Source organism: Synechococcus sp. R5-12 (assembly GCF_047502655.1).
GTDB lineage: Bacteria > Cyanobacteriota > Cyanobacteriia > Thermostichales > Thermostichaceae > Thermostichus.
The window spans coordinates 1-25,228 of sequence record NZ_JANSIM010000165.1 but is presented as its reverse complement, the minus strand read 5'-3'; the positions used below and the strand labels follow the sequence as shown (position 1 = coordinate 25,228).

Genomic DNA, 25,228 nt, shown 5'->3' with positions numbered 1-25,228 from the left:
TGAGCAGTAATGCTCAGCAGTGTTCAGCGTAAATGTATCAGTTTTGCCTGCTGCATCAGAAGTTAACTGGGGATCCCCATGTCTGGGCAAGATGTCCATTAGGATGAGTTCCAGGGGCTGGCCAGCGCGGGGAACCGGCGTAAAGTGGGCAAAGTGGGATCTGCCGAGCGCTGGGTTATGGGGAAAGCTTCAACAAACTCGCAGGCGAGGTTGCAACACCATGGCACCAACTTGGCAAACCGATGGGCATACTTGGTTCCTTCTGCCCCCTCAACCCCGCGCCGTCGTTCACTTTCTGGGTGGAGCTTTTGTGGGAGCTGCCCCGCAAGTGTTCTACAGCCGCCTGCTGGAAGAACTGGCCCGTATGGGCATGGCCGTTGTTGCCACCCCCTACACCACCGATATCGATCACGCCCAACTGGCGCTCAACGCAGCCCAATCTTTGCACAGAAGCCTGCAAAGCAAGGGTTTGCTGGAGTTGCCCCTGTTTGGTTTGGGTCATAGCCTGGGCTGTAAGTTGCAGATCCTCTCTTGTCTAGCCGTTCCTTCTCTGGGATCCCGTCGGCGAGGCAATATTTTCCTGGCCTACAGCAATGCCGGGCTAGATCGGGCTTTGCCATTGCTGCGGCTGTTGGCCCAAGCTTGGCCTCAACAACAGCTTGCCGATCTGTGGCGGATGTGGATGGGATCCTCCTCGCCGCCTGTGAACCTGTGGTTAGAGTTCGAGCCTTCCCCAGCAGAAACCAACCGCTTAATTGAGGAGCAGTATCCGGTTAGACACAACCTGCTCGTAGAATTTCGACAGGATGATATTGACGACATTCCTCTGCTCTACCAGCAGCTTTGCCGCAAGTATCAAGGCCACACCGAGTGGCAGCATCTCGAGGGGGATCACCTCACTCCACTGGGTTTTAGCTACCCTTTCCAAGTCGGGCAAGAGTTCAGCCCCATCGATGCTTTTGGACAGTTGATCTACCAGAACCTACTGGCCCCCAATCACCAGATGATTCGAAGCATTCAAGCCTGGCTAGCAACCCAATTGGCCTAGTCAAGCCAGCTCAGATCGGAGAGCAGATCTTGAGAGTAAGAGTAAGGGGAGGAAGGTTGCGCTTGCAGATGAAACAACATCTGAAGGGTATCGCTCATCAGAAAGTAACAGGTCAAGACGCCGCCGGCAGCCACAGCCACCAGTGTCCCTGCCAACATGCGCGAGAACTCCTGACTCTGAAAAGCCTGCTCCATCAAGCGCAGCGCCCAGAATCCCAGGAGGACAACAATGGCAAGGATGATCAACATATCGTAATTTATTGTAACAAGCCTGCTGCTCAACGGCCATTGACAGAATTGAATAAGAACATAAGGACTCCCCTTATCCCTCATGCTCCATGACTCTGAGTCAGTGTACAGAAGGGCTTGGCGTGCCTGGATTTGCAGCCCTTTTCGGTTGCCCTTGCTGCAGGCCATGAGCACAAAAGGGATCCCGCCGGCAAAGATTGCAGGTTGGGCGGGCGTTCAAGCGGGCTACACCCGGCGTCCTTTATCGGAAATGCGGGCGGATCAGGAGCTGATGTGGCTGATTCAGGTGGGGCTGTTGCGGCGGGAAGTGGATGGGCAGGGGATCACCGACCGGTACCGTCTGGCACCTCTGGGTCGGCAGTTGTTGCAAGATCTGGAGAGGGATGAAACTTTTGCCGGGATCTCGGCAAGCTGGGCAGACCGCCTGCGCAATAGGCTGACCCGCTGGCGGCTGCTCCCCTGAGGATCCCCTACACTGGATCCAACTTTCAACGCCGCTCTCGAGGGGGGATATGGTACGGCCAAGGTTGATGCGTGTGCCCGGATCCCTGGCACTCCAACGTCCACTCCAAACCTCTTTGCAGCGGCGCAGCCAAGCAATTAACCGGCGCAGCAAGTCTATCTACCGCAAAACCCGCTCCCTCTACCGACGCAACTTGCCCCTTTACCTGCGTAATTTGCTTTTGCAATACCGCACCAGCCTTATCTACAACCTCAAAGCCAGGCCCATATGCAGAACTCGTTGAGGATAGCAAGCCCCCCTCTGGATCCCAGCACAACAGTCTTCACCCCGTCGGAGTTGGTGATGGAGATTGTCCACCCCCAAGCCTGTGTAACCCCGTAGGAGGGGTACTTCTTGCAGGAGACTATTGGATTGTGAAGCGGCCAACTCCCACCTTCTCGCCGTTGACATGAATCTCGACGCGGTAGCGGCCGGTGTAGGGCTGGCTGAAGCTCAAATAGCCTTGCACCGTGTCGCCGGGATCCCAGGGAACATCTAGCCTGCGGATCAGTTGCTCGCCCCCGGCTTCTCCGCCCTCGTAGTACCAGAGTATCTCCACCTTGGCGTTGGCAGGAAGGTTGCCCACCGGCAAGATGGCCCAGATCAACGTGTCGGTGGTCTTGAACTCGGTTGTGGCCTCGCCAGGGCTGCCGTCCCCCCGACCTCGGTACAGGCCGATTGTCTGCAGCCCCGCCCCTTTGGGGATCTCTCCGCTGTAGGCACGGGCATCCGCCTGCGCTTCCTGACCTAGGCGATCCAGCTCGGCCAGCAAATCTTCCTGCTGCTTCAGGGCATCGGTTGCTTCCTGCAGCCACCGGGCGATCTGCCGCTCTGCGGTTGGGGCTTCCGAAACCGGGGAAGAAGGCTGTGCAGCCGCCCCGCTGAGGTTGCGAATGGGAAAACCCTGAGCTGTCCCCACCTCGCTGCCCAGTAAGTTCAGCCAGCGGCTTCGCACTTCGGACGTCATCTCTGGCTTTGCGGCATAGGCAATGCGCACACTGCCGCTTGGGCCTCGGGTGATCCGGCCAATCTCATGTTCCTCAACTCCACTCACCGTTCCACGACAGCCAGCACTGCGAAACTCGTAGAGCACATCTTCTTCGCTCTCCCGATGGAACTCCCAAGTCGTTTGGGGACAGTTGGCCAGGAGGTTGTCCCGCATGTGGTTGGCAAGAAAGCGCGGCGATCCCTCGACATGAACGTCCATGACGGAGAGCATCTCTCTCCAAGAGGCCAAGCTCTCTCCGGGCCGTGTGAGAAGGGTTAGAGTAACCCCTTCTAGGACTTGATGATCGGCGAAAACCCACTCCCCTGGATCCCCCTCGATGACGACGTTTCCCGATGGGCTGAGGAAAGCGGATGCAAACAGCAGGCCGGCAAAAAGATTCAACACAATGCCCTTCCTTATCCTGGGATTTGTACTTGAAAATGAGATAGGACGACTTTCAAGCCGCTCACTGGGCAAGCAAAGAAGGGCTGGACAAAGAGGCTAGAGTCTTCGTCGTTGCCGTTTGCAAGGCTCACCTCAGAAGAATCTTGATAGATTCCTATAGCTTGATTTTGCTAACCTTACCCAAATGTTATTGACTCCCCAGAACGCCGACCAGCCTAGCACAATTGAGCTCAATTCTGAACCCCACTTTGCAGAAATGCCGTGTTTTTCTGATGAGTATATCCACTTACATTGAACAGATATCAGCCTGTTCGTTCAGAAACCTCATGGCAATTGAAAGCTGGTTACTGTAGTAAGTCACTGCGGCCAACTGAAGAGGAGATCTTTCCGGTAATTAGCCAGTTATCCCCCAAGGTCTCCAGCCGCGGCTCCACCAGTTGCCAGCTCTGGTTTACATCAGGGATCCCCTCCCCTGCTACCGGGGTTGGCGCAGCGGCTCCGCCTAGGATCTTGGGAGCGATGAAGGCGGCTACTTTCTGGATCGCCCCATCTTTGAGGGCTGCCCAGGCCAGCGTGCCCCCGCATTCCCAGAGGGCGCTCAGACACCCCCGCTGAAAGAGCACCTGTGCCGCCCGCGAGGGGGTTACTTGGGGCAGATGCAGCAGCTCCACCCCCTGCTTGGCCAGGGATCCCCACAAAGGATGGGTTGCCACAGCTTCTGTGATCACCAACGTCGGCGCTTCTTCCACCTGCCACAGATGGGCGACGGGAGGTAGGTTCAGGGAACGGCTGAGGACCACCCGCAACGGCTGGGATCCCTGCAACTCCGCCAGACGACAGGTGAGGCGCGGATTATCCTGCCAAACGGTTCGGGATCCAACGATGACGGCATCATGCCAGGCCCGCTGTTGGTGTACCCACTGCCGCGCCGGAGAGTTGCTGATCCAGCGGCTGTGGCCGGTGGCGGCGGCGCTCTTGCCATCCAGGGTCATGGCGTATTTCAGCAGGCCGAAACACTGTTGCCGCACAATGGCGAAGGCAAACCCCTCGTTCAGCTCCTGGCACTCCCGCTCCAGCACTCCCACCGTCACGTCGATCCCCGCCTCCTGCAGGCGGCGGATCCCTTTGCCGGCCACCAAGGGATTGGGATCCTGCATCCCCACCACCACCCGCCGGATCCCGGCAGCTAGGATGGCCTCGGTACAGGGAGGGGTACGGCCATAGTGGTTGCAGGGCTCCAGGTTGACGTAGAGCGTTGCCCCTCTGGCCAGGGATCCCGCCTGTTGCAGAGCCAACACCTCCGCATGGGGCTGCCCTGCCCCCGGATGAACGCCTTCCCCCACCACCCGATCCCCCTGCACGATCACGCAACTCACCCGCGGATTGGGAGAGGGACGCTGAGGTGTAGAACGGGCCAGGGATAGACACCGTTCCATCCACTGCTGATCCGAGATCACAAAATGGGCATCCAATCCAGAGTGGCTCAAAGCAGTGACAAGGCTGCCAGCTTGCGGTTGAAAGCTGCAATTGCCTTGGATTCTAGCTCTACCACCTGCAATGCGTAGTCGCGGGCGCGGGCCTTTTGTTCGTTGCTGACAATCTCTCCCGAACGCAGGCGATCCAACAAATCTGAGGGATCCAACACCTCATCCATCGGGAAGCGGCCCAGATGAATCATGATCGGCAGGCATATTCTTCGCCAAGAATCAGAGCGGAAGTGAGCGTGGGTGATTCCCTCTCTCCCAGCTTGAGGGTGGGACGAGCCTTGCGGCCAACCACCACCTGGCGATGGGTCTCGATCACTGCTCTGGCCCGATCCAGATCTTGATTTTTCCAATCCACAGCCAGCCTGAGGCGGTGGGCGATGAAATCCGCAGTGGCGATGTAGAGCAGAGAAGGATCAAAGCATAAACCCGCGTCTGGGCAGTTGACACCACTGTTTCACAAAACGCCGGGAAGGTGATCCCCGCCTCCACCACCGTGGTCACCCCTGAGCGGATCCCCGCCTCATCCGCCGGCAGACAAAAATCCCCCACCGACGTGAAAACCCAGTTGCCCGATTTTGTCCAATCCCTGGTCGGGATCCAGCAGATGTGCGTTGATAAACAGGGTGGCAGCCACCAGAACTCCTGTCAACAAGGCGTTAGACCGGTATTGCGGCAAGGTAAAACACTTTTTTCTTGCAATTTGTAGGCTCAACTACAAAATCCGACGCGGAGAAGACCGCAATCTGAGCGTGATACCTGCTACATCTGCCGTTTCGACAAACAGGCTCTAATATTGGGATGGTTATTCTAGGAGCTGCCTTCATGACCTCTTCCCCCCACCTGACCGCTGCAGAGGGGGCAGCGGGTTCTGCCAACGGGCTGAAGGAGGCATCCCTGTTTGGGGAACGGGATCCCTTGGCCCATTCCCTTCAAGTCAACGAAGCCTTCAACCGCAGGAACAACCTGTTAAACCGTCGCCTGCAACTGGTGGAAGAACTCTGGGAATCGGTGATCCTGCAGGAGTGCGGTCAGTCTCTGGTGGATCTGTTGCAGCGACTGCGTTCCATGTGTTCCCCAGAAGGACAAGCCCTGGAGTACCCGATCCCAGAGGTACTACAAATTATCGAGTACCTCAGCCTCGACGCCACCATCCAAACGGCACGGGCCTTTGCCCTCTTCTTCCAGTTGATCAACATTGTTGAACAGCACTACGAACGGGCAGAAGACTCGGACATGCGCATGGTGGATAGCCAACAACGTACCGTGCGAGAAAACGAAAAATTTGAACGGCTGTTCCCTTACCTGCGGGCTCAAGGGGTGCCGCCGGGCCTACTGCGCAGATTGCTGGAGCAGTTGCACATTCGCATGGTCTTCACCGCCCACCCCACCGAGATCGTCCGCCACACCATCCGCGAGAAGCAACGAGCTTTCTCTCGCCTGCTCGGCCAACTGGATTGGGCAGAACAAACCCAGCCTTTGCAGGCCCAGATGATAAAAGAACAGATGGCGGAAGAAGTTTTGCTTTGGTGGCGCACCGACGAGTTGCATCAGTCCAAGCCGACTGTTTTGAACGAAGTCGATTACACTTTGCACTATTTTGAAGAGGTGTTGTTTCAGGCCATCCCCCTGCTGCACGAGTACCTCAGCCGCAGCTTGAAAAAGGCTTTTCCCAGCGTCGAGCCACCGCCGGCAGGATTTTGCAACTTCGGCTCGTGGGTAGGCGGGGATCGGGATGGCAACCCTTCCGTCACCGCCGATGTTACCTGGCAAACGGCTCGCTATCAGCGCAACCTCATCCTGGGCAAGTACATCGAATCGGTGAAGGCTCTCACCAAAACCCTGAGCATTTCCCTGCACTGGGGGGATGTGGACAGCCAGCTGCTGGATGCCCTTGAGCAGGATCACCGCCTCATGCCTGAGGTTTACGAATCGTTTTCGCTGCAATACCGCCAGGAGCCTTACCGCCTCAAGCTCAGCTACATTCAGCGGCGGCTGGAGTTGACGCGGGAGCGCAACCGCAACTTGGCCGACTCTGCTTGTTTGCCCACCCCTCCCCCCGTGGACAACGCCTATGCCAACGCAGAAGAATTTCTGGCCGACTTGCAGCTTATCCAGAAAAGCTTGAAAAACAGCGGCCTTTCCTGCCGTCAGTTGGATCATCTCATTCAACAGGTACAGGTGTTTGGCTTTCACCTGGCCCATCTGGATATCCGCCAAGACAGCAGCTACCACGAAGCCGCTCTCACGGAGATTTTCGAGTACTTGCGCATTTTGCCGCGTCCCTACAACGAGATGACGGAAGAGGAAAAAACCGCCTTTCTCCTGCAGGAGCTACAAACACGTCGGCCTCTGATACCGCTGGAGATCGCCTTTTCCGAGAAAACGGCAGAGCTGATCGCCACCTTTCGCACCCTGCGCCGCATGCAGCAGGAATTCGGCTTGGCCATTTGCCAAACCTATGTGATCAGCATGAGCCGCCAGTTGAGCGACCTGTTGGAGGTGCTGCTGATGGCCAAGGAGGTGGGTCTCTACGATCCCATTAGCGGTCGCGGATCCCTGGCGGTGGTGCCGCTGTTTGAGACCGTCGAAGACCTGAAGCGGGCCCCGGAAGTTTTGCGGCAGTTGCTGGAGATCCCTTTCTATCGCCAGTACTTGGCTCAGCAGGGAAATCTGCAGGAGGTGATGCTGGGCTACTCCGACAGCAACAAAGATTCCGGCTTTTTGAGCAGCAACTGGGAGATTTACAAAGCTCAACAACGCCTGCAGACGGTGGCCGAATCCTATGGCGTGAAGCTGCAAATCTTCCATGGCCGGGGTGGTTCGGTGGGCCGTGGGGGGGGCCCGGCTTACGAGGCCATCTTGGCTCAGCCAGGGCGCAGTGTGGGGGGCCGCATCAAAATTACCGAACAGGGAGAGGTGCTGGCCTCTAAGTATTCCCTCCAAGATCTGGCCATTTTTAACCTAGAAACCGTTACCAGCGCCGTGATCCAGGCCAGCCTGCTGCGCACCTACCCCAACGACCTGCACGAGTGGTCGCGCCTAATGGAATCCTTGGCGGATCGCTCCCGGCAGGTGTATCGCAACCTGGTCTATGAGCAGGAAGGTTTTGTGGAGTTTTTCCACGAGGTCACCCCCATTGAAGAGATCAGCCAACTGCAGATCAGCTCCCGTCCTGCCCGCCGCAGCGGCAGCCAGAAGGATATTGGATCCCTGCGGGCCATTCCCTGGGTATTTAGTTGGACGCAAAGCCGCTTTCTCCTGCCGGCCTGGTATGGAGTTGGCACCGCCCTACAGGAATACGTGGCCAAGGGCGAGCACAACCTCAACCACCTGCAGCACCTGTATCGCGAATGGCCTTTCTTCCGCATGGTGATCTCCAAAGTGGAGATGACCTTGGCCAAGGTGGATTTGCAAATAGCGCGTCACTACGTGCGGGAGATGAGCTCTCCAGAACGTCTAGAGCGGGCGATGGAGCTGTTTGAGTGTATTGCCCAAGAAATGCACCGCACCCGCACAATAGTGCTGCAGATTACGGGTCACAGCGAACTGTTGGAGAACGACCCTTATTTGAAGCGCTCGGTGCAGTTGCGCAACCGCTCTATTGTGCCCCTCGGCTTTATCCAAGTCTCCCTCCTCAAGCGCCTGCGAGAGCATCAGGGATCCCGTACCGGGAGAACGCGCTACAACCGAGCTGAACTTCTGCGTGGGGCTCTGCTCACCATCAACGGCATTGCCGCCGGGATGCGCAACACGGGCTGAGGGATCCAACCGGATTCACCACACCTCCCAAGCAAGGCTGGCGCTGTCCCTATTGAGTTTCAGAGCAGTGTCGAGAGCTTATCAGAACAGATCGTCATCGTACTCTTCTGGCTCCACTTCTACTGGCTCTACTTCGACAACGCGGCGGGAAGGACGGCGGGGAGGTTCATCCGCGTAGCTTTCCCCTTGGTCTTGGGGCAGCCGTGGGGGACGGCGGCGGGTAGCTGTACCTGTGCTGCGCTCTTCCTGCACATCCACATCCTCTGGATACTCTCCGGCAGGGCGACGGGGGCGACGGGCCTCTGGCGGCGGAGCCGGCTCATCGTAGTCGGTGTCCTGACGCGGGCGGGATCCTGGTTCCTCGTAATACTCATCCCCTTCGGGTCGGCGGCGTGGACGCACACGGGTATCGCCGGTCAGTTGGGGCCTGGGGCGACGGCTAGGATCTTCACCACTGCGCCCAGGAATGGAGCGACTGTAAGAGGATGTATCGCGGATACGGGATCCCTCGGCTCGAGTGGAAACCGTGCGTCCTTGGGCATAGCCATCCGGGGGATAGGTGCGGCTGAAGCCTTGCCGCCGAACGGTCGGACGAGCCCCGCCCACCTGCCGTGCTTTTTCGCTTAAGAGAATCCGCAAACGGAAGGTTTCGATGGCAAACCAGCCGGCCATCACCGCCAGCAACACCTGCGCAAAGAACAGCAACGGGATGAGCCGCTGACCTTCCAAGAGCAAGCAGACGGAATAGATCAGGCCCATCGTGGCAAAAATCACGTCATACTCAGCGGAGGCCTCGCGCTTGATGAACCGAACCGCGAAGATGGCTCCACTGGCAATAGCCACCAGCGCTGCCATCAAGAAGTAGGGGCTTTGGGTGAGAAACATGCCAGGGATCCCTAAACGATGAAGACGGGAGAGCGTTGAGCCTTACCCATTCCACCGCCGATCCTAACATTGATCCTCCCAATGGCACGGACAACGAAGCCCAGGTTTGGGTCTAGGGACGGGATCCCTCTTGAACAAAAGGGATCGGTGCTAAAATCGGCAGCATCTTCCTGCATGTTCCATGTTGTATCTGGCACGGGTACACAAAAAAGGTCTCTTCGGCCAGGGGGAGCTGCAGCTCTTGGCCCGGCAGGCCGAGGGTGGGGTTTGGACGCCGCTGCGCCAGCCAGAATGGGTCACCTGCAAAGAGGCTGGCCCTTACAACATTGGGGTGTTGCTGCTGGTTGAGCTTTCAGAAGAGCGGCAGGTACAGCGGGTGGAAGAGGCAGCCATGAAGCTGGTGGAGATGCTGCACAACCTATCTCAAAGCCGCAGTCTGGTGGATCTGTCGGAAATCGAAAGCTGGCGGCAATCCTTGACTCGGCAAAGCCAGGAGCTGAGCCGTCGCGAAGCAGAGGTAGCCGCTCGCCAAGAGCAACTGCAACAGTGGGAAAACCGTCTGCGAGAAAAACTATCCTCCTGAGTTCTCAAACTATAGTCGTTTCGGGTTAGGGTGAGACGCCTGGGCTATCTCGCCCCTTACAGTCAACATTGGGTCATGGGTTTAGTGTCCTGGTTTGAATTGAAATGACCATACTCTTGGGCTAAGTGCATCTGTGAGTGAATCCAGATCAAGGCGGCTGGGATCGCCAAATCCGTAGTTATAAGACCTGAATCAACTTGGGTTGAGACATTCTCTTCCCCCAAAATAAGCAGGGAAAAACCAGAATCGATTGCGCTCCCTATTGCCCAAGGCGATAGGTTGTCCCGTTGCTGTTCGATTGCTGTGGCTACGCTGCCGTATTGGTGCTGTACGACCTCAATCAAACTGCGCTGAGATCTGGCCTTAACTCGCGGGCACCTCGCAGATAAACATGCTGCATGTCCGCTTGAGCAAGTGGAGTATTCAACTGGATCAAAACACGAATACAACGGGGTAAGTCGCTGCTCACCTCCATCTGTTGTACATCCAACAGAGGCACCGACTCCCAGCCAGGGCGACGACGAGCAAATTGGGCAGGAAAAGCTGCATTTAAATCAGGAGTAACAGAAAAAATAACGCTGACCAACTCAGCCGGATCGAAGGCGTTGCGGTGCTCTAGCGTATCCAACAGCTCAGTCACCGCCGCGCCAATGGCCTCGGCACTGTTTGTAGGTACGGTGATGGCTCCCCGAATTGCTCTGACTCGCCACCCCAATGGCCACACCCTCGCACGCTTGAGCTCGCCTTGCTTCCAGAAAATTATACAGACTCATCCCTGTTGGGATCCCATCCCTCTGGGGAAAACCAGCCCCCATCGCCTAGCTGGGCTGCAGGAGCTTTTCCAGGATCTGCTCGTGGCTGAGGCCGGAGTCCACCCAGGCTTCTCCCTCTTTGAGGCGGGCAGCAGCGGTTACGACAAACAAATTGCTCTTCGCTCCCAGAGCCTCGCTGGCGGTTTGCACGCAGAGCAAATCCTGGCCGGTTAGCTGGCTAAACCAGGTGGCCAACAGCCCTGCCTCCAAAAAGCCCATCGGACGCTTGAAATGGGGAGGGGTGACAGCAGCGAAGGGGGAATTGCGAATCGACACCACCAGCACTCCTTGATCTTTGTAAGTCCAGTCGATCTCGATCAATCCCCAGCCATGAGTTTTCCAAGCTTGTCTCAGACTTTGCAGGAAAAGGCCCATCTCCAGCTCGGCCAAAGGCTTCTGGTAGTAGTCGGAGAGTTCTTGGGCAAAACGGCGGAAAAACTCCTTGCCCCACATCCGACCACAGTTGCGCAACACCAAACGAGCAGCCTGGCCGGTCTCGTATTCCAGGCCCGTGTAGATGCCCCGCAGCAATGCCTCTGGAAGGGCCAAGAGACGCTCACCGTGGCGACTTTCCAGCAAGCCGGATTCCAAATCGCTTCGCAGATAGGCGCTGGGTGCATAGTAGTTGGCCAAAACGGGCGTGTAGGGATCAAAGGTGACTGAGCCATTGGAGATAGAGCTGGTGCCGTTCATAAGGGATCCCCTGGTTATCCAATCCAAGTCGTTATTGAGCTTTAAGCATCCAAATAGGAGCGGGGTGCAGTTGACAGTTCGTTGGTTGTTGAGCTGGGAGAACGGTTGTTTACGCTCCAAATCTTATGGCGATCCCTCCAGCAATTGAATACCCCTTGGGCAGATTTACTACAACGCTAACATTAACTCCAACGACACTGAAGTCTCCGGCTAGTTGAGATAGAGCGCTCTAGCACCGAAAAATGCAAAAAGCAAAAAAGTATCTAGCTCTAAAACAGCAAGGCCACCTGTACCTGGGTGATCAAAGGGCGGATAAACTCCAACTCTCCAGGGGCCAGATGGTCTCTCAGCTCTTGCTGGAAAATCCGATAGGCAACCTCATAAACCCTCTGCAGTCCGTACAGGCGCACCTCTTCCTCCATCCACTCGAGCAGCCGCTCTTTCAGGAGGTTTTCGTCCTGCAGCAACATGGCCATAGCGCTGTGACGCAGCAGCAACAGCAGGTGTCGCCGGCACAGATCCAACACTTGGGGAGAAAGGTCGGGCATCTCCTTTTGCAGGGCATCTAGGGTTTTACTCACCACCTGGCTCTCCCGTTCCCGCAAAACTCGGTACACATGTTGTCGTTTTGGCCAGCCGAGAACATAGGCCTTCAGATGCTCCAGCTCCTCTGGCTTGAGGTAGCGGGCTTCCGACTCGATCAGCATCTGCTCCAAGGGGCTTACCATCTCGCTTCTCCCGGAGGTCGGTGGGTGCTAGGAGATTCAAAACAGGCTGAACAGATCTGCCAAGGTGATCTGTTCTTCTGCCGGCTCGGGTTCTGGTGCTGCCGACAGGGATCCCAGAGAATGCGCAGCCAAACTCAGGGGATCCCCCGCCCAGGGGATGGAACCAAAATGCTCCCGCACTTGCAGAAAAGGCATTGGCAGAGAGCGCATCTGTAGGGGGCGGTTATCCCAATTTAGACGGGCAAAAAAGCTCTGCACCGAATCCTCTAAAGTAATCTTCCAGGTCATGCCTTAGCTACTCCCTGACCTGAACGCAATTTTTGGGCAATTTCACCAGCACTGGCCCCTTCGTTCAGCCAGAAGGCAGCCGCATCAATGCGATCTTTGCTGCCGAGCAAAAACTTGCAGTAGCTTTCTCCCATGGAGTAGCACTGGATCTCGATGCAGTTCAGTTGCCGTTCCACCATGGTGCTAAAAAAGCCGGCAAATAATCCGGCGTAAAGATGACAGACAGGTTTGCCCACATCCCCCAGGGTGCGGGCCACAGCGGAGTCAAAGAGGTTGATGAAAATAAACCCTTGCCGCCGACTCTCGGTTTCTACCTCCCAGCGCCCCCATCCTTGGGAGGTCAGAGGCCACCACCAGGTTTCCAAGAGAAACATGAGATTACTCTGCTTGGGGTGGCGCCGATATTCCTCCTCAAACCAGCGGGAAAAATGGACAGCATCGTTGCGTCCCCACTCTTGACCGATGGTGTACATCAGAGAAGCTGAGGCATCTCCCACTTCTTCCTCCAGGCCCTGCTGCAAGCCCAGAATAAAGTCTTCGCTCACCAAGACATTGCGGGCACCCGTCCAGTCCACAAGGGATCCCTGGGAGAGGTCAAAGCGAAAAAAGTCTTCGCGGCTGTAGTGGTTATGCCGTTGGGCGGCAGGCTGAAGAGGTATCTCAATGGGGGCAGTCGTCATGGTTGGGTGAGGAGAGATCAGATTTTTTAACACTCCTTATCATACCCTTCTTAATTGGCATTTTTACCAAAAAACTGGGTCTAAAGCCTCGTCCTCAAGGCCTACGGCCCGCTGACGCAGTTGCAACAGCGTTGCGGAGCAATGGGGGACGGCTTTGGGATAGACTCAGGGCGACGGCAGGGTAGTCAACCGCTCCAAAAACCCAGCAGGAGTGGGTCAACTGGAGAAAACTGCCCTCAGAGGGAGACAGAAAAGCCCTGAGTTGTTGTAAAGATTTATTCAAAAATTGGGAAGAAGAGCTGTACAGGGATCCGGAGCAGTACTTAAGACTGAGGCCTGACCTTGATGAAAGCAATGGCAGACCGCCACAGCAGCGACTCCCGCCCCTCGGCATCGGCTAAACAGAGGCAATCGGGATCCTGCCAGCGCAACTGGCCGACGAAGACATCTCCGGTATTGAGTTTGACCTCGAGGGTTTCCCGATCCTTGATGACCTTCTGCAGGCGACGCACGCTCGGGATCCCGGTGTTGAAATCGGTCACGACAGCCCTATCAGCCAGCGAGAAACGGTATGTCAGCAAGCCCACTGCCCCCAGTATAGGGGATCCCTGCCGCTTCCCACTGCCCCTCCACCACACTTCCACAACTTGGGCTCAAAACTCGCCCTCATCTTTGCCCATTTTTTCTGCTGGCGAGTACTATGTAGGGGGGATGGCGCTTAGAAAAGCGGTAAACCTTTCGAGTTCGCCGTCTTTTTTAAGCGAATCTACGGGTGTTCTCCCCGAAAAAAGCCAGCACAATAGGGCTAGGGTGATAGAGGGTGCGGCTGTCGCCCTAGGGAAGGTGAATCCTCAGCTGGGATCCCTTCTACATGCCATTTTGCCGCCGAGTTGTCTGTCCTTTTCAACCCTCATCAGTATCAGCAGTATCAGTGCAGGAGAGATCGTTATGGCAGTTGAGAAAGTGAACTCCTCGTCCAGCTTGGCCGAAGTGATCGATCGCATCTTGGATAAAGGTATCGTGGTCGATGCCTGGGTGCGGGTTTCTTTGGTTGGGATCGAGCTGTTGGCCATTGAAGCCCGCGTCGTTGTGGCTTCCGTGGAAACCTACCTGAAGTACGCTGAGGCTGTGGGTCTGACGGCTACTGCTGCTGCTCCTGCCGTCTAAATCTGGCCCAATCACTCAATCCCCTTGCCTTCAATACCGTGATGGTTTGACGGGTCATGGGTCTTGGGCGGGGGTCTGGAGCTGGCCGCTGTGAAGGCTCTCGGAAAGCGAGGCAGGGATCCACCTCTGGTCTCTGCCTTGCTCTCATGGGTTTCGTTCAGGGATCGAGTCTTGCAGACGTGTTGAGCTGCAGACTGGCATGATAGCTGGATATCGAGTTTGGAGGGGCAGAGAAGCTGTATCCACCCAAGCATTGAACACGACGTGAGGGATTGAACACCATGAGTTTGCAGGAACAATGGGCCATAGCTCGCAGCCGGCGGGTGACTCAAAACCGAAGTTTGTTAAGCCGATCCCGGCAGCAGCGCCTAGAGCAGCACCAAGCCCTGATGGTTGAGCTGGGGCAGCGCCGCCAGCAACGACAAGAAGCAATACGGCACCAGACGGAGCAAACCCGCAGCCAATTGCAGAAACTGAGGCAGGAGCGGGCTGTGAGGCGATCCCTGGACGAATGCTCCCGTTCGGAAGCGGCGGCTCAGCGGGCCAAGTCGGTGGCAGAGAGTCTGGCTCGCCTGGAGCAGGAACGAGCTGCTCAATTGGAAGTCAGCCGGCAGCAATTGCAGGCTTTCCGGGCTAACTTGACTGCGGCTGTGGAGCATTTGCTGAGCACCTATACGCAGGCTCGGCAGGCGATGGCCGACAAAACTCAGCAAGCGCGGCAGTCTTTTTGCGCCGATTTGCGGCAGTGGGTACAGGCTCTCCGGCAAATGGCTCGACAGGAGCTGGCTCAGATGGCTCAGGAACAGCAAGCCCAGGCCCAGGCCCTGCGGGGATCCCTGGCCACTTTCCGGGCGGAGTTGCATAAGCAGGTGTGGGGCAATGGGATCCCTGACCTCATCCCAGAACCTGAAGTCTCCACTTCCAGTGCAAGCTCTAACAGTGCCGTTGCGACTGCCGGTGAGACTGCTTCCGACTCAACGCCTGTAGCCGAAGGTCAAACCCCGGTGGAGCCGTCCGCCCCGGTCTCTGTTTCCCAACCCCCAGGGGGTTTGACAACGCTCGAACCCCCTGAAGTTCCGCCTACTGTTGAGAAACAGGTGGATCCCATCCTTGACTATGTCAACAAGTATGTGAGTGATCTACAAGCGCAGGATCCCAACTTGACCCTGCTGCAGGTAATTGGGGATCGGGAACGGGTGCGGGATTTGTTGGCCCGCGGCGCGGTGGATCTGGGGGTGGATCCCTCGGAAATCTTGGCTACGCTGCGGCGCATGGTGTCGGGGGCGGTCGCAGTTTAGTTGAACAGAGCGCAGGAAGAACATCCGGGCTATAGTCAAGGCAAAGGAGTCTAGGGCAGCAAAGAGGTTGAGTATCTCCATGGCCACGGTTCTGCAGGCGCGTCCCCGCCAGTTCGTGAACACCCCCTACATTGAGCGGATTACCCGCCGCGCTTTGCGCTATTTGCAATCGGGCTTTGCGGTGCATTTGCGGGGGCCTTCGGGTACGGGCAAAACCACTTTGGCGATGCATCTGGCCAGCCTGCTGGGCCGCCCCATCATGCTGATCTATGGGGATGACCGCTTCGATTCTTCCGACCTCATCGGGGGGCGCACCGGTTTTACCCATCGGCGGGTGGTGGACAACTTCATTCACTCGGTGGTGAAGACGGAGGAGGATGTGCAGCAGCGCTGGGTGGATGCCCGCCTCACCTTGGCTTGCCGAGAGGGGTTTACCCTCATCTACGACGAGTTCAATCGCTCCCGCCCTGAGGCCAACAATGCTCTCCTGAGTGCCTTGGAGGAGAGGCTGCTGGTGTTGCCGCCGGACAGCAACCGCTCGGAATATCTGCGGGTGCATCCCCAGTTCCGGGCCATTTTTACCTCTAACCCGGAGGAATATACCGGGGTTCACAGGGCCCAAGATGCGCTGCTGGATCGGATGATCACCATCGATATGGGGGAGCCGGACATCGAGACCGAAAAGGAGATTCTCACCTCGCGAATAGGCTTATCCGGCCCCGACGCCCTCAAGATCGTCCACATTGTGCGGGCTTTTCGCCGCAAGCTGGATCTGACGCGCCACCCCAGCCTGCGCAGTTGTCTGATGATCGGGCGCATTGTCAAGGAACATGAGCTGGCGGTCAGCAAAGAGAATGCCGATTTTCGCGCTTTGTGTGCGGATGTGCTGTTGCCGCGAGCCGGCAAGCGCTATGAAGAGGGATCCCAGTTGCTGAATTATCTGCTAGACCAACTGCCTGGCTGAGTCTTTTGCCTGTTGGTACGCTTTGGAGGTCGATGAACTCTGTGCCGATTAGCTCTCAACCCTTGACCACGGCTACTCATGGCTCCTCGCTGGCCGATGTGCTGGAGCGGGTGCTGGACAAGGGCATTGTGATCGCCGGAGACATCACCGTTTCGGTGGGCAATGTGGAGTTGCTGAATGTGCGCATTCGCCTGCTGATTTCTTCGGTGGATAAGGCCAAGGAGATCGGCATCAATTGGTGGGAGTCGGATCCCTATCTCAACAGCCAGGCGCGGGAGCTGCTGGAAGCCAACCGACAGCTCATGCAGCGCGTTGCCGAATTGGAAAGACAGCTTGCCCAAGCTCTGCCCCAGGGGAGAAAGGGAACGGACCCATAGGCTGCCCCCCGCCATTGTGACCTGGATTGACGGGCTAGACTGGCTGCTGTGGTGGTTTGACGGGGTGATGGGGCATGGCTTTGGAGATGGCGTTTGACCGGAAGGGTTGGCAGCGGCTAGGGACGCTGGGCTGGGCTGTGGGTGTGGTGCTGGCCCTTGGGATCCCGGCTTGGGGTCAGAATCCCCGTGCCATCAGCATCAGCGCCGATGTGCAGGAGGCCAACGCCAACACAGGGGTTTTTACGGCCATTGGCAATGTCACCCTCAGTTTTCCTGCCGAGCGGCTTACGGCCCGCGCCCAAAGAGCTGTGTATTACAGCCAGGAGCAACGCATTGAGCTGGAGGGCCAGGTCATCATCAACCAAGGGGAGAATCAGTTGCAAGCGGAGAAAGTCATTTACCACATCGACAAGGGCACCATCCAGGCAGTGCCATCGGCAGGGCGGCAAGTGGAGTCCATCTACGTTTTGCCGGAGCCCAGCTCAAGTCCTTAGCTGATCCCCACACTTTTTTCCAGCAGCACGGACTCAGCCAACACGGCTATACCGTGATTTCGTCACCGATCATCCCAGCCTGCAGGGTTTCCCTCACCCCCAACCCCTCTCTCAAAAGGAGAGGGGAGCCAGGGACAGACATAACAAATCGTTTCATTGCTGTTTGAAATGACTACATCTGAAATGACTACACATGGGGCAGCGCTGGAAACGAGCTCGGGGAATGTCGGCTTAGATCCGTTTAGGATGTAGTAATTCATTTAGGATGTAGTAGTTCGGGCGGCAGACTTTTTCCCTGACTCTGAATCAAAGGATGGCTGATGGATGTTCGGGATCCGAGTTCCTCACCCCTGGCAACGAGAGGCACAGGTCACTCCAGAAGAGATGTTTTTCAGCCGGCGGCAATTTCTAGCGCAACTGGGATCCGTTGGGGTGGGAGCCAGTTTTTCTATTTTTGGGTTTGGCAGCAGGGGAGCTGCTCCCTCGGTAGAACGAGAGCTGAGGGGGATCCCACTCAACCCCCACTTTTCGGATGTGGGCAGGCCCGTCACCGAGGAGATTGTAGCTGCTCGTTACAACAACTTTTACGAGTTTGGCTCCGGCAAGCGCATCTGGCGGGCTGCACAGGCTTTGCCCACGGATCCCTGGACTGTCGAGATTACCGGGCTGGTGCGGCATCCTCAGCGGTTGGGCCTGGAAGATCTGTTTCACTTTCCCCTCGAAGAGCGCATCTATCGCTTTCGCTGTGTGGAAGCCTGGGCGATGGTGGTGCCGTGGTTGGGCTTTCCGATGCGGCTGTTGCTGGAACGGGTGGATCCTTTGCCGACGGCTCGATTTGTCCGCTTCACTTCCTTTTACGATCCGGAAATTATGCCTGGCCCAATCTGGCCCCCCAACTTGCCTTGGCCCTACACGGAAGGGTTGCGGATCGAGGAAATGGCCAACGAGTTGGCCTTTTTTGCCCTCGGCGTTTATGGCAAGCCGTTGCCCAAACAGCACGGAGCACCCCTTCGCATGGTGGTTCCCTGGAAGTATGGCTTTAAAGGGGGAAAATCCATCGTCAAAATCGAGTTTTTGGCCCGTCAACCCTCCACGTTTTGGAATACCCTCGCCCCTGAGGAGTATGGATTTGAGGCCAATGTGGATCCTAGGGTGCCCCACCCCCGCTGGTCACAGGAGCAGGAAGTCTTGATCGGTTTCGGATCCCGTTCCCAGTGGCAAATCGTTCCCACCTTGCCCTACAACGGGTACGGAGAGTATGTTGCCCACTTATATGGCTGAACTTATATGCCTGAAGACGCCCACGAAAGGATTCGAACCTCCGACACCTGGGACCGGAACCCAGTGCTCTAGTCCACTGAGCTACGTGGGCAATGCAACTGCATTAACCATCATATCTGCTGACTTTCAGTTCTGCCAAGGGGGCAAAGCTGCGGCGGTGCTGCGGGGTGGGCCCCAAGTTCTGCAACGCCAGTCGGTGCTCCCGCGTGCCATAGCCAGCGTTGGTGCGCCAGCCGTAGCCGGGGTACTGCCGATCCCAGCTCTGCATCAAGGCATCTCGCCAGACTTTGGCCACAACTGAAGCAGCGGCAATGGAGAGGCTGATGTGATCCCCCTTGACCAGGGCCGTTTGCCGGGATCCCAGCTCGGCCAGCGGCAATCCATCCAGCAAAATGTGTTCGATTGGATCCAACTTGGCCAAAGCCCGCTGCATGGCTAGCACCGTGGCCTGGCGAATGTTGAGCCGGTCGATCTCAGCAGCAGAGGCACTGCCAACGCCCACAGCCAAAGCCACCTGCCGAATCCGTTCCGCCCATTGAGCGCGTTGCTGCGGACGCAGTTGTTTGGAATCCCTCACTCCCTCCAGTTCTTTGGGATCCATCTGGGCCGGCAAAATTACCGCCGCCGCCACTACCGGCCCGGCCAGGGCCCCCCGCCCCACCTCATCCACCCCCGCCACCCGCAGGATCCCCTGCTGCCAAAGGGATCCCTCCCAGATCAAACTCGGCCTTGCCCGCTCCACCATACTCCCATGCCTGCCCCTGGGCTTGAGAGCAGCGCCTAACTGCTGCGGGAGCGCCGTCGCCTGGAGGCTGCCGGAGATTGCTGGGCAGGGCTGATCCCCAGTTCCGCGGCTGGCTCGGCCAAGCTGCTCTGCACTGCTGGCACGAACGATTCAGCAGAAGGGATTTCGGGTTCAGAAAGTTCGGGTGGAGAGAGGTTGTCCAGCAGCTCCTTCTCCTGCAGAGCCTCCGGTTCGGGTGCAAACTCCTCTGTCTGAGAAGTTGCCTCAGTCTCCATCCTGGGCGGACTTTCCGCCTCTAGAGTTCCCGGCAGAACCACCCTAACCGCCGTGTCTCGGCCCCAAGGCGGCGGCTGGTCAAGCAGCAACAGCGGCGACAGCCCCAGCTCCGAGTAGACCCGTTGTTGTAACGGGGTCATCTCCACGGTGACGGTTTGCCGTACCGGAGCCGGACGGCCTTCTGAGGACTCCGTCCCGCTGGCGCGAACGGTGCGGGCTGGGGAAGTGTGATCTTTGCGTGAGGCGGATTCTGCCTCTTCCCCAGGGCCAGAACGGCGGGGTTCTTGACGCTTTAGGTCTGCTCCGCCCCCTGGCAGTTGCATCGGCTCTGGGGCTTCCTCTTCTACAGGAGTATCCAGGCTCCGGGCAACGAGGCGCTGGCCAGTGCGGGGATCCCCCCAGTCTTCGCGGGGACGCTTGCGTCCCGTTTCAACCCGTGGCTCTTCCTCCAGATCGTCTGAAGTCGTAAAGGGATCCGGGCTGGGGCGTCGTTGTCCGGGGGCAGATCGCGACCGCCGCAGCAGCGCACGGCTATCGCCTCGAGACAGCCCATCGCTTCCCACTCGCAGGCGCGCCCGTTGGGAGTTGCCATCGCGGGGCAGGATCGGGCCGGCCTCTTCCTCATCCCCTCCTTCCGCCTCGGTGGGTAGCGTTACCGTCAGGCCGCTTTCTATTGTTAACAGATGCCCTGGCTCGGCCCCCGGCAAGCGGGCTAGGATCCCCAGCCCCTCACAGGTGGGGCAAGAATAGCCGAAGATCTCGTAAAGGCTTTGCCCCTGCCGTTTGCGGGTGAGCTCCACCAGCCCCAATTCCGACAGTTGGACCACCTGTGGGCGAGCTTTGTCGCTGGAGAGGGCCTTGTTAAAATGCTCCAAAACCAGCAACTGGTCGCGGCGGGAATCCATATCGATGAAGTCCACCACAATCACACCGGCAATGTTGCGCAGCCTCAATTGGCGGGCAATCTCGGTAGCCGCCTCACAGTTTGTCCACAGCACTGTCTCCCGAGAAGTGGCCGATTGGGTGAAGGAGCCCGAGTTAACATCAATTACCGTCAGGGCCTCGGTGGGCTCGATGATGATGTAGCCACCAGAGGGCAGATCCACCCGTGGCCGCAGCGCCTGCCGAATAACCGCGTTGACCCGAAAATACTCCAGAATGGGGGTGGGCTCGCGGTGGGCATCGACAACGACACCAGGGGGCATTTGGCCCTTGTTCCAGCCCTGCAGATAGCTACGGACTCGCTTCGCTCCTGCCGCAGAGTCGGTCACAATACGGTTCACATCGTCGGAGTAAACATCCCGCAGCACCCGCTGAATAAAGTCGTCATCCCGGTTGAGTAGCCCCGGCCCCCGTGCTGCCTGATACTGCTGTTGAATATCTTCCCAGAGTTTCTTCAATTGCTCCAGGTCGTCGATCATCGCTTCTTCGGACACACCTTCCGCTTCGGTGCGCACCAACAGGCCCATCTGCGGGGGTTTAATCAAAATGGCCAGCGACTTCAAACGGTTGCGTTCTTCTCGATCCTCGATGCGGCGGGACAGATGAACGCCTTTTCCGTAGGGTCGCAACACCAAATACCGCCCTGGAAAGGCCAAATCTCCGGTAAGCCTTGGCCCTTTGTTGCCGGTAGGCTCTTTCATCACCTGTACCAGCACCTTTTGCTGCGGCAAGACCAGCTCAGAAATCGAGGCATGACTTCGCTTGAGGCGCAGCGGGCCCAGGTCGCTGACGTGGATAAACCCATTGCGCTCTGCAGGGCCGATGTTGACGAAAGCGGCATCGATGCTGGGCAGAACGTTCTCGATGATTCCGACGTAAACGTCTCCCACTTGGTGAGCGCCGCTGGCGACGATCAGCTCCTGCACTTGATCTTCGGCGAAGACGGCTGCCACTCGATGTTGCTCGGCAATGACAATCTGCCTGGGCATTAACTTCCCTCCCCGCCCCAAGGGCACGCGGTTACGGGTTGAACCCTCATTCTGGCGAGGTGTTGTCCTTTTGCTGGGATCTGCTCAAGTTTCTTTAACCAGGATCGAGTCATCATGGGGCTGTCCATTACCCTCAGCTCTGCTTTGACGCTTGGCTTTGTTTCCTCTCCAATGGGTGAGGTGAGTTTAAGTGCATGTGAACTACCCAATGCTGGCTCTGGTGGGTACAGCGGGGGGCTTCTGCTGATTGGAAGGAAAACTCATCGGATGGGATGAATGGATTCGGTGAGGTTTGCATGGAGATTCATGGATGGGCTCAATCGATAGGCTCAGGGAGCAAGACGGCTCCGCCTCGGGAGATCGAACGCTGGCCCATTGCAGAACCCCAGTTGTGCGGCCCAGCCTGAGTCCACAACAAGACAGGGTTTGCGCGCGGAAAGAAGCACCTTCTCAGGGTAAAATTTTCTGGTTAGATCTGGGCTAGGTCGAAGAGGCACACTTTTCTGTTGCACCTATCGACTCGACCCCATCACGCCTGTTACCTGCCCTGGGTACTGAGTTAAGAGTGTCTCCATTCCAGAATCCGGCCCAGCTTTTGCCTGCTGCTCACCCCGCCCTTGGTCAAGTTGATGCTTGGCGAGCCCCACAGCGGCAGGAGCCAGCAATAGCAGCATTATAGCGCTTGTGGGATCCCTCAGCCCAGACAGACCCTTAGCCCTTGGGTTGCTCCCAGAGGAAGTGCTCAATCTGGATCGGCTAGGGGGTTCTCCCACAACAGGCGCAGCCGCTTTGCCGTCTGTAGTGTCCAGTGGGGCAACCCCAATGACTCGGCCATTTGAACCAGATGGGTGGGCCGCAGGTAGGCACCGTCGTTGCGGCAACTGCCCCGGTAAAGGAGGCAAGCGCTGCCCTCGGGGGTCAGGCCCTGAAACTCTAGGTAGTAAAGCAGGGCGCGGGCATTGAAGGGAGAGGACTTGCCAGACTTGGAGGTTTTTTCAATCCAGATTTCCTGCGCGTCTAGGATCTGGGTGACCCAGGCAGGCCAAGAGGACTCCGTCCCGCTGCCGTGAACGGCTTTGGGCAACTCGCAGCTCACCGTGAGCTGATATTCGGCGGCGTAAACGGCTGCGGTGGCCGAGGGATCCCGAAGGCTAATTTCTTGGACGGCTTGGATGGGGATCTCCGGGGGCAGCTGTTCGCTCAGAAGGGCGCGCAGTTTCTCAGGCGTCAGAGGACCCTCAGGCCGATCCAGCAGCTCCAGATCCAGGATTTCGCCATAGCCTTCCTGGCCGATGGGCAGAGCGTTGGCGTTGGCCAGGCGGGGCATGGGGTGGTAGCCGCCGCTGAAGGCCAGAGGTAACCCCGCTCGCCGACAGGCCCGTTCCCACAGGCGCATGAGATCCAGGTGGCCCAGCCAGCGCAGATCCCCGGTTTTGCCGTAGGTGATGCGGAAACGCTGGGCAGGTGGCTCCGGCTCCAGGGGATCCGGGGTGGGGGTGGGTTTGCTCTGCAGGGGCGGGACGGGCGGAGGGGGAATGACGATGTTGTGGCCGAAGCCGGGGCCGCAGATGCCGCAGGCGGAGCAGCCCTCGAAGGAGCAGTCTTCCACGGTGAGGGCTTCCAGGGCGCGGCGGTAGTCTTTTTGCAGCCATTTTTTGTCGATGCCGGTATCGATGTGATCCCAGGGCAAGGGATCCTCCAGGCCCAATTCCCGGATGGGGAGATGGGCGCAGAGGGCGACCGGATCGGCGGCAGGATCCACCTCTTCGCCGCAGTAGGCCCTCACCCAGGCAGCATAGGCGGTGTCGATGCTTTCCCACCAGGCATCCATGCCGGCACCGGCCCGCCAAGCCCGCTCGATCATCTGTCCCAGGGAGCGATCCCCTTTGCCAATAAAGTCTTCCAGGATGCTGAAGCGGATGTCGGTGAAGTGGGCTTTGACGCCCCGCAGCCGCCGCAGCTCTTTCTGCAGCAGGGTTTGCTTGCGCTGCACGTCGGCGTAGTCCACCCGGTGCCACTGGAAGGGGGTGTGGGGCTTGGGGGTGAAGTTGGAGAGGGTGAGGGTAAACTCCACCCGCTTGCGACCCAGGGCTGCACATTCTCGCTGCAGCATCTCGACGGTGCGGGCGATCCCCAGGACATCGGCGTCGGTCTCGCCGGGCAGGCCAATCATGAAATAGAGCTTGATTTTGTCCCAGCCCTCTTGGACGGCGGTGCGAATGCCGCGAATCAAGTCGGCATCGGTGAGGCCCTTGTTGATGATGTCCCGCAGCCGTTGCGTGCCAGCTTCGGGGGCAAAGGTGAGGCCGGAGCGGCGGGATCCCTTCATGATGGCGGCAATTTGCTCATCAAAGCGATCCACCCGCTGGCTGGGCAGGGAAAGGGCAATGTGTTCTCTGAGGAGACGGTTGTGCAGCTCCGCTCCCACCGCCGGCAGGGAAAGGTAGTCGGAGCAACTGAGAGAAGAGAGGGAAAATTCGTTGTAGCCGGTCTTGCGCAAGCCCTGCACCACAGCCTCCACCACTGCTTCCGGATCCACATCCCGCGCTGGGCGGGTAAGCATTCCCGGCTGGCAAAATCGGCAGCCCCGTGTGCAGCCCCGCCGCACTTCCATCACCAGGCGGTCGTGGACGGTTTCCACCAAAGGCACCAGGCCGACGGAGTATTGGGGTTGAGGCAGGGCCACCCGACGGCGGATGCGCTCCGGCACCCCAGGCACGATGGGCCGCGGTGGGATCCCCTCGTAAAACTGGGGCACGTACACCCCCGGCACCTGGGCCAGCTCCAGCAAGACCTCTCGGCGGGGCTTGGACAGGGATCCGGCCAGCACTTGGCCAATTTCCGGCAGCACCTCTTCCCCATCTCCGAAGACGAAGAAATCGAAAAAGTCGGCAAAAGGCTCTGGGTTGGAGGTGGCGGTTGGCCCGCCGGCAAAGATCAGAGGGCACTCTTCCGGGGTAAAGGGCTGCCGCTCCCACCACTTGAGCGGGATCCCGGCTAGGTCCAGCATCTCCAGGATGTTGGTGCCCCCCAGCTCGTAAGCCAGGCTGAAGCCGATGATATGGAAAGCGCGCAGAGGACGGCGGGATTCCACGGCAAAGAGGGGGATCCCCAACTGCCGCAGGCGGGCCGCCAGATCCGGGCCTGGCAAGTAGGTGCGGTCACACAGTTGATCCGGCTGGGCGTTGAGGATGTTGTAAAGGATGAGGTGGCCTAGGTTGGAAGCTCCCACCTCGTACAACTCTGGATAGCTCAGCACCCAACGCACCCGTGCCGAATCCCAAGGACGGTGGACGGCGCCAAACTCTTTGCCCAAGTAGCGGGCCGGCCGCTGAATCTCAGGGGTGAGCAGGCAATCCAGATCGATGGGACTCAGATCAGTTTGCGCGGTAGCTGGAGAAAGCATTGAGATCCGCCGAGACGTTGACACAGTCACTGATCTGACTCTAGCCGAACTTTTCCAGCAACCCAAACGAAGGGAGAAGCACTTTGCCCCTCTGAGCCCCTAGGTTACAGCCATATCCATTTTGAATGAGCCCGAGGAATGCTGATACATTCACGCTGAACTCTCCTGAACATGGTTCAGGAA

General features: G+C 58.1%; 26 protein-coding genes and 1 tRNA gene. 11 read left to right on the top strand and 16 right to left on the bottom strand.

Annotated features, from left to right (window positions below; all coding sequences use genetic code 11):
• Positions 1-220: 220 nt before the first annotated feature.
• Complete coding sequence (locus NW843_RS09565; protein ID WP_414522797.1) at positions 221-1,048, top strand: DUF1350 family protein; 828 nt, start codon at positions 221-223, stop codon at positions 1,046-1,048.
• Here NW843_RS09565 and NW843_RS09560 read toward each other — a convergent pair.
• Positions 1,045-1,296: a hypothetical protein gene (locus NW843_RS09560; RefSeq protein ID WP_414390850.1), complete on the bottom strand. Its 252-nt coding sequence runs from the start codon at positions 1,294-1,296 to the stop codon at positions 1,045-1,047. The genes NW843_RS09565 and NW843_RS09560 overlap by 4 nt on opposite strands.
• 82 nt (positions 1,297-1,378) lie before the next feature.
• Between NW843_RS09560 and NW843_RS09555 the strand changes: the two genes are divergently transcribed.
• Both NW843_RS09555 and NW843_RS09550 read left to right on the top strand, forming a co-directional pair.
• Positions 1,379-1,759 carry an Npun_F0494 family protein gene (locus NW843_RS09555; RefSeq protein WP_414417979.1) on the top strand — a complete coding sequence of 127 codons (381 nt, stop codon included), beginning with the start codon at positions 1,379-1,381 and terminating at the stop codon, positions 1,757-1,759.
• A gap of 49 nt (positions 1,760-1,808) precedes the next feature.
• A complete protein-coding gene (locus tag NW843_RS09550; protein WP_414522796.1) occupies positions 1,809-2,042 on the top strand; it encodes a hypothetical protein in 234 nt (77 codons plus the stop codon).
• Between the two features lie 120 nt (positions 2,043-2,162).
• Here the strand turns inward: NW843_RS09550 and NW843_RS09545 are convergent, their stop codons facing one another.
• The 4 genes from NW843_RS09545 to NW843_RS09530 form a co-directional block, all read right to left on the bottom strand.
• On the bottom strand, positions 2,163-3,191 hold the full coding sequence (locus NW843_RS09545; RefSeq protein WP_414522795.1) for a hypothetical protein: 1,029 nt from the start codon (positions 3,189-3,191) through the stop codon (positions 2,163-2,165).
• A 344-nt stretch (positions 3,192-3,535) separates the two neighbouring features.
• Positions 3,536-4,648 (bottom strand): bifunctional diaminohydroxyphosphoribosylaminopyrimidine deaminase/5-amino-6-(5-phosphoribosylamino)uracil reductase RibD, encoded by a 1,113-nt coding sequence (gene ribD / locus NW843_RS09540; protein ID WP_414427598.1) that lies wholly within the window; start codon positions 4,646-4,648, stop codon positions 3,536-3,538.
• 26 nt (positions 4,649-4,674) lie between these two features.
• Positions 4,675-4,869, bottom strand: coding sequence for a hypothetical protein (locus NW843_RS09535; protein WP_414424293.1), 195 nt, complete (start codon positions 4,867-4,869; stop codon positions 4,675-4,677).
• The gene (locus NW843_RS09530; RefSeq protein ID WP_414522794.1) at positions 4,866-5,033 is read right to left on the bottom strand and encodes a hypothetical protein; all 168 of its coding nucleotides are present in this window, start codon (positions 5,031-5,033) and stop codon (positions 4,866-4,868) included. The genes NW843_RS09535 and NW843_RS09530 overlap by 4 nt, the downstream gene beginning before the upstream one ends.
• Before the next feature lie 467 nt (positions 5,034-5,500).
• On the opposite strand from NW843_RS09530, the gene ppc reads away from it, so the two are divergent.
• Entirely contained in the window at positions 5,501-8,437 is a 2,937-nt protein-coding gene (ppc, locus tag NW843_RS09525) for a phosphoenolpyruvate carboxylase (protein WP_414522793.1), read from the top strand.
• 81 nt (positions 8,438-8,518) lie between these two features.
• On the opposite strand, the gene NW843_RS09520 is transcribed toward ppc, so the two are convergent.
• A complete protein-coding gene (locus NW843_RS09520; RefSeq protein ID WP_414408159.1) occupies positions 8,519-9,322 on the bottom strand; it encodes a Ycf66 family protein in 804 nt (267 codons plus the stop codon).
• A 181-nt stretch (positions 9,323-9,503) separates the two neighbouring features.
• On the opposite strand from NW843_RS09520, the gene NW843_RS09515 reads away from it, so the two are divergent.
• Positions 9,504-9,905, top strand: a complete 402-nt coding sequence (locus NW843_RS09515) for a hypothetical protein (RefSeq protein ID WP_414522792.1) — start codon at positions 9,504-9,506, stop codon at positions 9,903-9,905.
• Between the two features lie 340 nt (positions 9,906-10,245).
• Here NW843_RS09515 and aroH read toward each other — a convergent pair whose 3' ends face one another.
• From aroH to NW843_RS09485, 6 genes are all read right to left on the bottom strand, one after another.
• Positions 10,246-10,620 carry a chorismate mutase gene (gene aroH / locus NW843_RS09510; RefSeq protein WP_414408158.1) on the bottom strand — a complete coding sequence of 125 codons (375 nt, stop codon included), beginning with the start codon at positions 10,618-10,620 and terminating at the stop codon, positions 10,246-10,248.
• A 103-nt stretch (positions 10,621-10,723) separates the two neighbouring features.
• On the bottom strand, positions 10,724-11,410 hold the full coding sequence (locus NW843_RS09505) for a V4R domain-containing protein (protein WP_414522791.1): 687 nt from the start codon (positions 11,408-11,410) through the stop codon (positions 10,724-10,726).
• 269 nt (positions 11,411-11,679) lie between these two features.
• Complete coding sequence (locus NW843_RS09500; RefSeq protein WP_041436599.1) at positions 11,680-12,138, bottom strand: hypothetical protein; 459 nt, start codon at positions 12,136-12,138, stop codon at positions 11,680-11,682.
• Positions 12,139-12,174: 36 nt separating this feature from the next.
• Positions 12,175-12,426, bottom strand: coding sequence for a hypothetical protein (locus tag NW843_RS09495; RefSeq protein ID WP_414330906.1), 252 nt, complete (start codon positions 12,424-12,426; stop codon positions 12,175-12,177).
• Positions 12,423-13,106, bottom strand: coding sequence for a V4R domain-containing protein (locus tag NW843_RS09490; RefSeq protein ID WP_414407497.1), 684 nt, complete (start codon positions 13,104-13,106; stop codon positions 12,423-12,425). Before NW843_RS09490 ends, NW843_RS09495 begins: the two co-directional genes overlap by 4 nt.
• A 323-nt stretch (positions 13,107-13,429) precedes the next feature.
• On the bottom strand, positions 13,430-13,648 hold the full coding sequence (locus tag NW843_RS09485) for an Hfq-related RNA-binding protein (protein ID WP_041437389.1): 219 nt from the start codon (positions 13,646-13,648) through the stop codon (positions 13,430-13,432).
• A gap of 406 nt (positions 13,649-14,054) precedes the next feature.
• On the opposite strand from NW843_RS09485, the gene gvpA reads away from it, so the two are divergent.
• The 6 genes from gvpA (at position 14,055) to msrP (ending at position 18,687) form a co-directional block, all read left to right on the top strand.
• Positions 14,055-14,273 (top strand): gas vesicle structural protein GvpA, encoded by a 219-nt coding sequence (gene gvpA / locus NW843_RS09480; protein ID WP_011429717.1) that lies wholly within the window; start codon positions 14,055-14,057, stop codon positions 14,271-14,273.
• 281 nt (positions 14,274-14,554) lie between these two features.
• Entirely contained in the window at positions 14,555-15,571 is a 1,017-nt protein-coding gene (gene gvpC / locus NW843_RS09475; protein ID WP_414522790.1) for a gas vesicle protein GvpC, read from the top strand.
• Positions 15,572-15,650: 79 nt separating this feature from the next.
• Positions 15,651-16,535, top strand: coding sequence for a gas vesicle protein GvpN (gene gvpN / locus NW843_RS09470; protein ID WP_011433426.1), 885 nt, complete (start codon positions 15,651-15,653; stop codon positions 16,533-16,535).
• Positions 16,536-16,567: 32 nt separating this feature from the next.
• Complete coding sequence (locus NW843_RS09465) at positions 16,568-16,912, top strand: gas vesicle protein (RefSeq protein WP_414350932.1); 345 nt, start codon at positions 16,568-16,570, stop codon at positions 16,910-16,912.
• Positions 16,913-16,986: 74 nt separating this feature from the next.
• The gene (locus NW843_RS09460) at positions 16,987-17,406 is read left to right on the top strand and encodes an LptA/OstA family protein (protein ID WP_011433424.1); all 420 of its coding nucleotides are present in this window, start codon (positions 16,987-16,989) and stop codon (positions 17,404-17,406) included.
• Between the two features lie 324 nt (positions 17,407-17,730).
• The gene (gene msrP, locus NW843_RS09455; protein ID WP_414522789.1) at positions 17,731-18,687 is read left to right on the top strand and encodes a protein-methionine-sulfoxide reductase catalytic subunit MsrP; all 957 of its coding nucleotides are present in this window, start codon (positions 17,731-17,733) and stop codon (positions 18,685-18,687) included.
• Between the two features lie 17 nt (positions 18,688-18,704).
• On the opposite strand, the gene NW843_RS09450 is transcribed toward msrP, so the two are convergent.
• From NW843_RS09450 to NW843_RS09435, 4 genes are all read right to left on the bottom strand, one after another.
• Positions 18,705-18,778 (bottom strand) — tRNA-Arg (locus NW843_RS09450).
• A gap of 12 nt (positions 18,779-18,790) precedes the next feature.
• The gene (locus tag NW843_RS09445) at positions 18,791-19,432 is read right to left on the bottom strand and encodes a ribonuclease HII (RefSeq protein ID WP_011433421.1); all 642 of its coding nucleotides are present in this window, start codon (positions 19,430-19,432) and stop codon (positions 18,791-18,793) included.
• Between the two features lie 35 nt (positions 19,433-19,467).
• Positions 19,468-21,639, bottom strand: coding sequence for an Rne/Rng family ribonuclease (locus NW843_RS09440; RefSeq protein WP_414522788.1), 2,172 nt, complete (start codon positions 21,637-21,639; stop codon positions 19,468-19,470).
• Between the two features lie 742 nt (positions 21,640-22,381).
• Complete coding sequence (locus NW843_RS09435) at positions 22,382-25,045, bottom strand: TIGR03960 family B12-binding radical SAM protein (RefSeq protein WP_414522787.1); 2,664 nt, start codon at positions 25,043-25,045, stop codon at positions 22,382-22,384.
• Between the last annotated feature and the right edge of the window lie 183 nt (positions 25,046-25,228).

Bases quoted from the DNA above. Each gene is read 5' to 3' on its own strand.
- NW843_RS09435 (WP_414522787.1), bottom strand. From the start codon at position 25,045: ATGCTTTCTCCAGCTACCGCGCAAACTGATCTGAGTCCCATCGATCTG.
- NW843_RS09495 (WP_414330906.1), bottom strand. From the start codon at position 12,426: ATGACCTGGAAGATTACTTTAGAGGATTCGGTGCAGAGCTTTTTTGCC.
- NW843_RS09445 (WP_011433421.1), bottom strand. From the start codon at position 19,432: ATGGTGGAGCGGGCAAGGCCGAGTTTGATCTGGGAGGGATCCCTTTGG.
- NW843_RS09520 (WP_414408159.1), bottom strand. From the start codon at position 9,322: ATGTTTCTCACCCAAAGCCCCTACTTCTTGATGGCAGCGCTGGTGGCT.
- NW843_RS09505 (WP_414522791.1), bottom strand. From the start codon at position 11,410: ATGAACGGCACCAGCTCTATCTCCAATGGCTCAGTCACCTTTGATCCC.
- NW843_RS09460 (WP_011433424.1), top strand. From the start codon at position 16,987: ATGGCTTTGGAGATGGCGTTTGACCGGAAGGGTTGGCAGCGGCTAGGG.
- NW843_RS09465 (WP_414350932.1), top strand. From the start codon at position 16,568: ATGAACTCTGTGCCGATTAGCTCTCAACCCTTGACCACGGCTACTCAT.
- NW843_RS09550 (WP_414522796.1), top strand. From the start codon at position 1,809: ATGGTACGGCCAAGGTTGATGCGTGTGCCCGGATCCCTGGCACTCCAA.
- NW843_RS09515 (WP_414522792.1), top strand. From the start codon at position 9,504: ATGTTGTATCTGGCACGGGTACACAAAAAAGGTCTCTTCGGCCAGGGG.
- NW843_RS09560 (WP_414390850.1), bottom strand. From the start codon at position 1,296: ATGTTGATCATCCTTGCCATTGTTGTCCTCCTGGGATTCTGGGCGCTG.
- NW843_RS09555 (WP_414417979.1), top strand. From the start codon at position 1,379: ATGCTCCATGACTCTGAGTCAGTGTACAGAAGGGCTTGGCGTGCCTGG.
- gvpC (WP_414522790.1), top strand. From the start codon at position 14,555: ATGAGTTTGCAGGAACAATGGGCCATAGCTCGCAGCCGGCGGGTGACT.
- ppc (WP_414522793.1), top strand. From the start codon at position 5,501: ATGACCTCTTCCCCCCACCTGACCGCTGCAGAGGGGGCAGCGGGTTCT.
- NW843_RS09500 (WP_041436599.1), bottom strand. From the start codon at position 12,138: ATGGTAAGCCCCTTGGAGCAGATGCTGATCGAGTCGGAAGCCCGCTAC.
- NW843_RS09565 (WP_414522797.1), top strand. From the start codon at position 221: ATGGCACCAACTTGGCAAACCGATGGGCATACTTGGTTCCTTCTGCCC.
- NW843_RS09490 (WP_414407497.1), bottom strand. From the start codon at position 13,106: ATGACGACTGCCCCCATTGAGATACCTCTTCAGCCTGCCGCCCAACGG.
- NW843_RS09535 (WP_414424293.1), bottom strand. From the start codon at position 4,869: ATGATTCATCTGGGCCGCTTCCCGATGGATGAGGTGTTGGATCCCTCA.
- msrP (WP_414522789.1), top strand. From the start codon at position 17,731: ATGTTCGGGATCCGAGTTCCTCACCCCTGGCAACGAGAGGCACAGGTC.
- gvpN (WP_011433426.1), top strand. From the start codon at position 15,651: ATGGCCACGGTTCTGCAGGCGCGTCCCCGCCAGTTCGTGAACACCCCC.
- NW843_RS09440 (WP_414522788.1), bottom strand. From the start codon at position 21,639: ATGCCCAGGCAGATTGTCATTGCCGAGCAACATCGAGTGGCAGCCGTC.
- gvpA (WP_011429717.1), top strand. From the start codon at position 14,055: ATGGCAGTTGAGAAAGTGAACTCCTCGTCCAGCTTGGCCGAAGTGATC.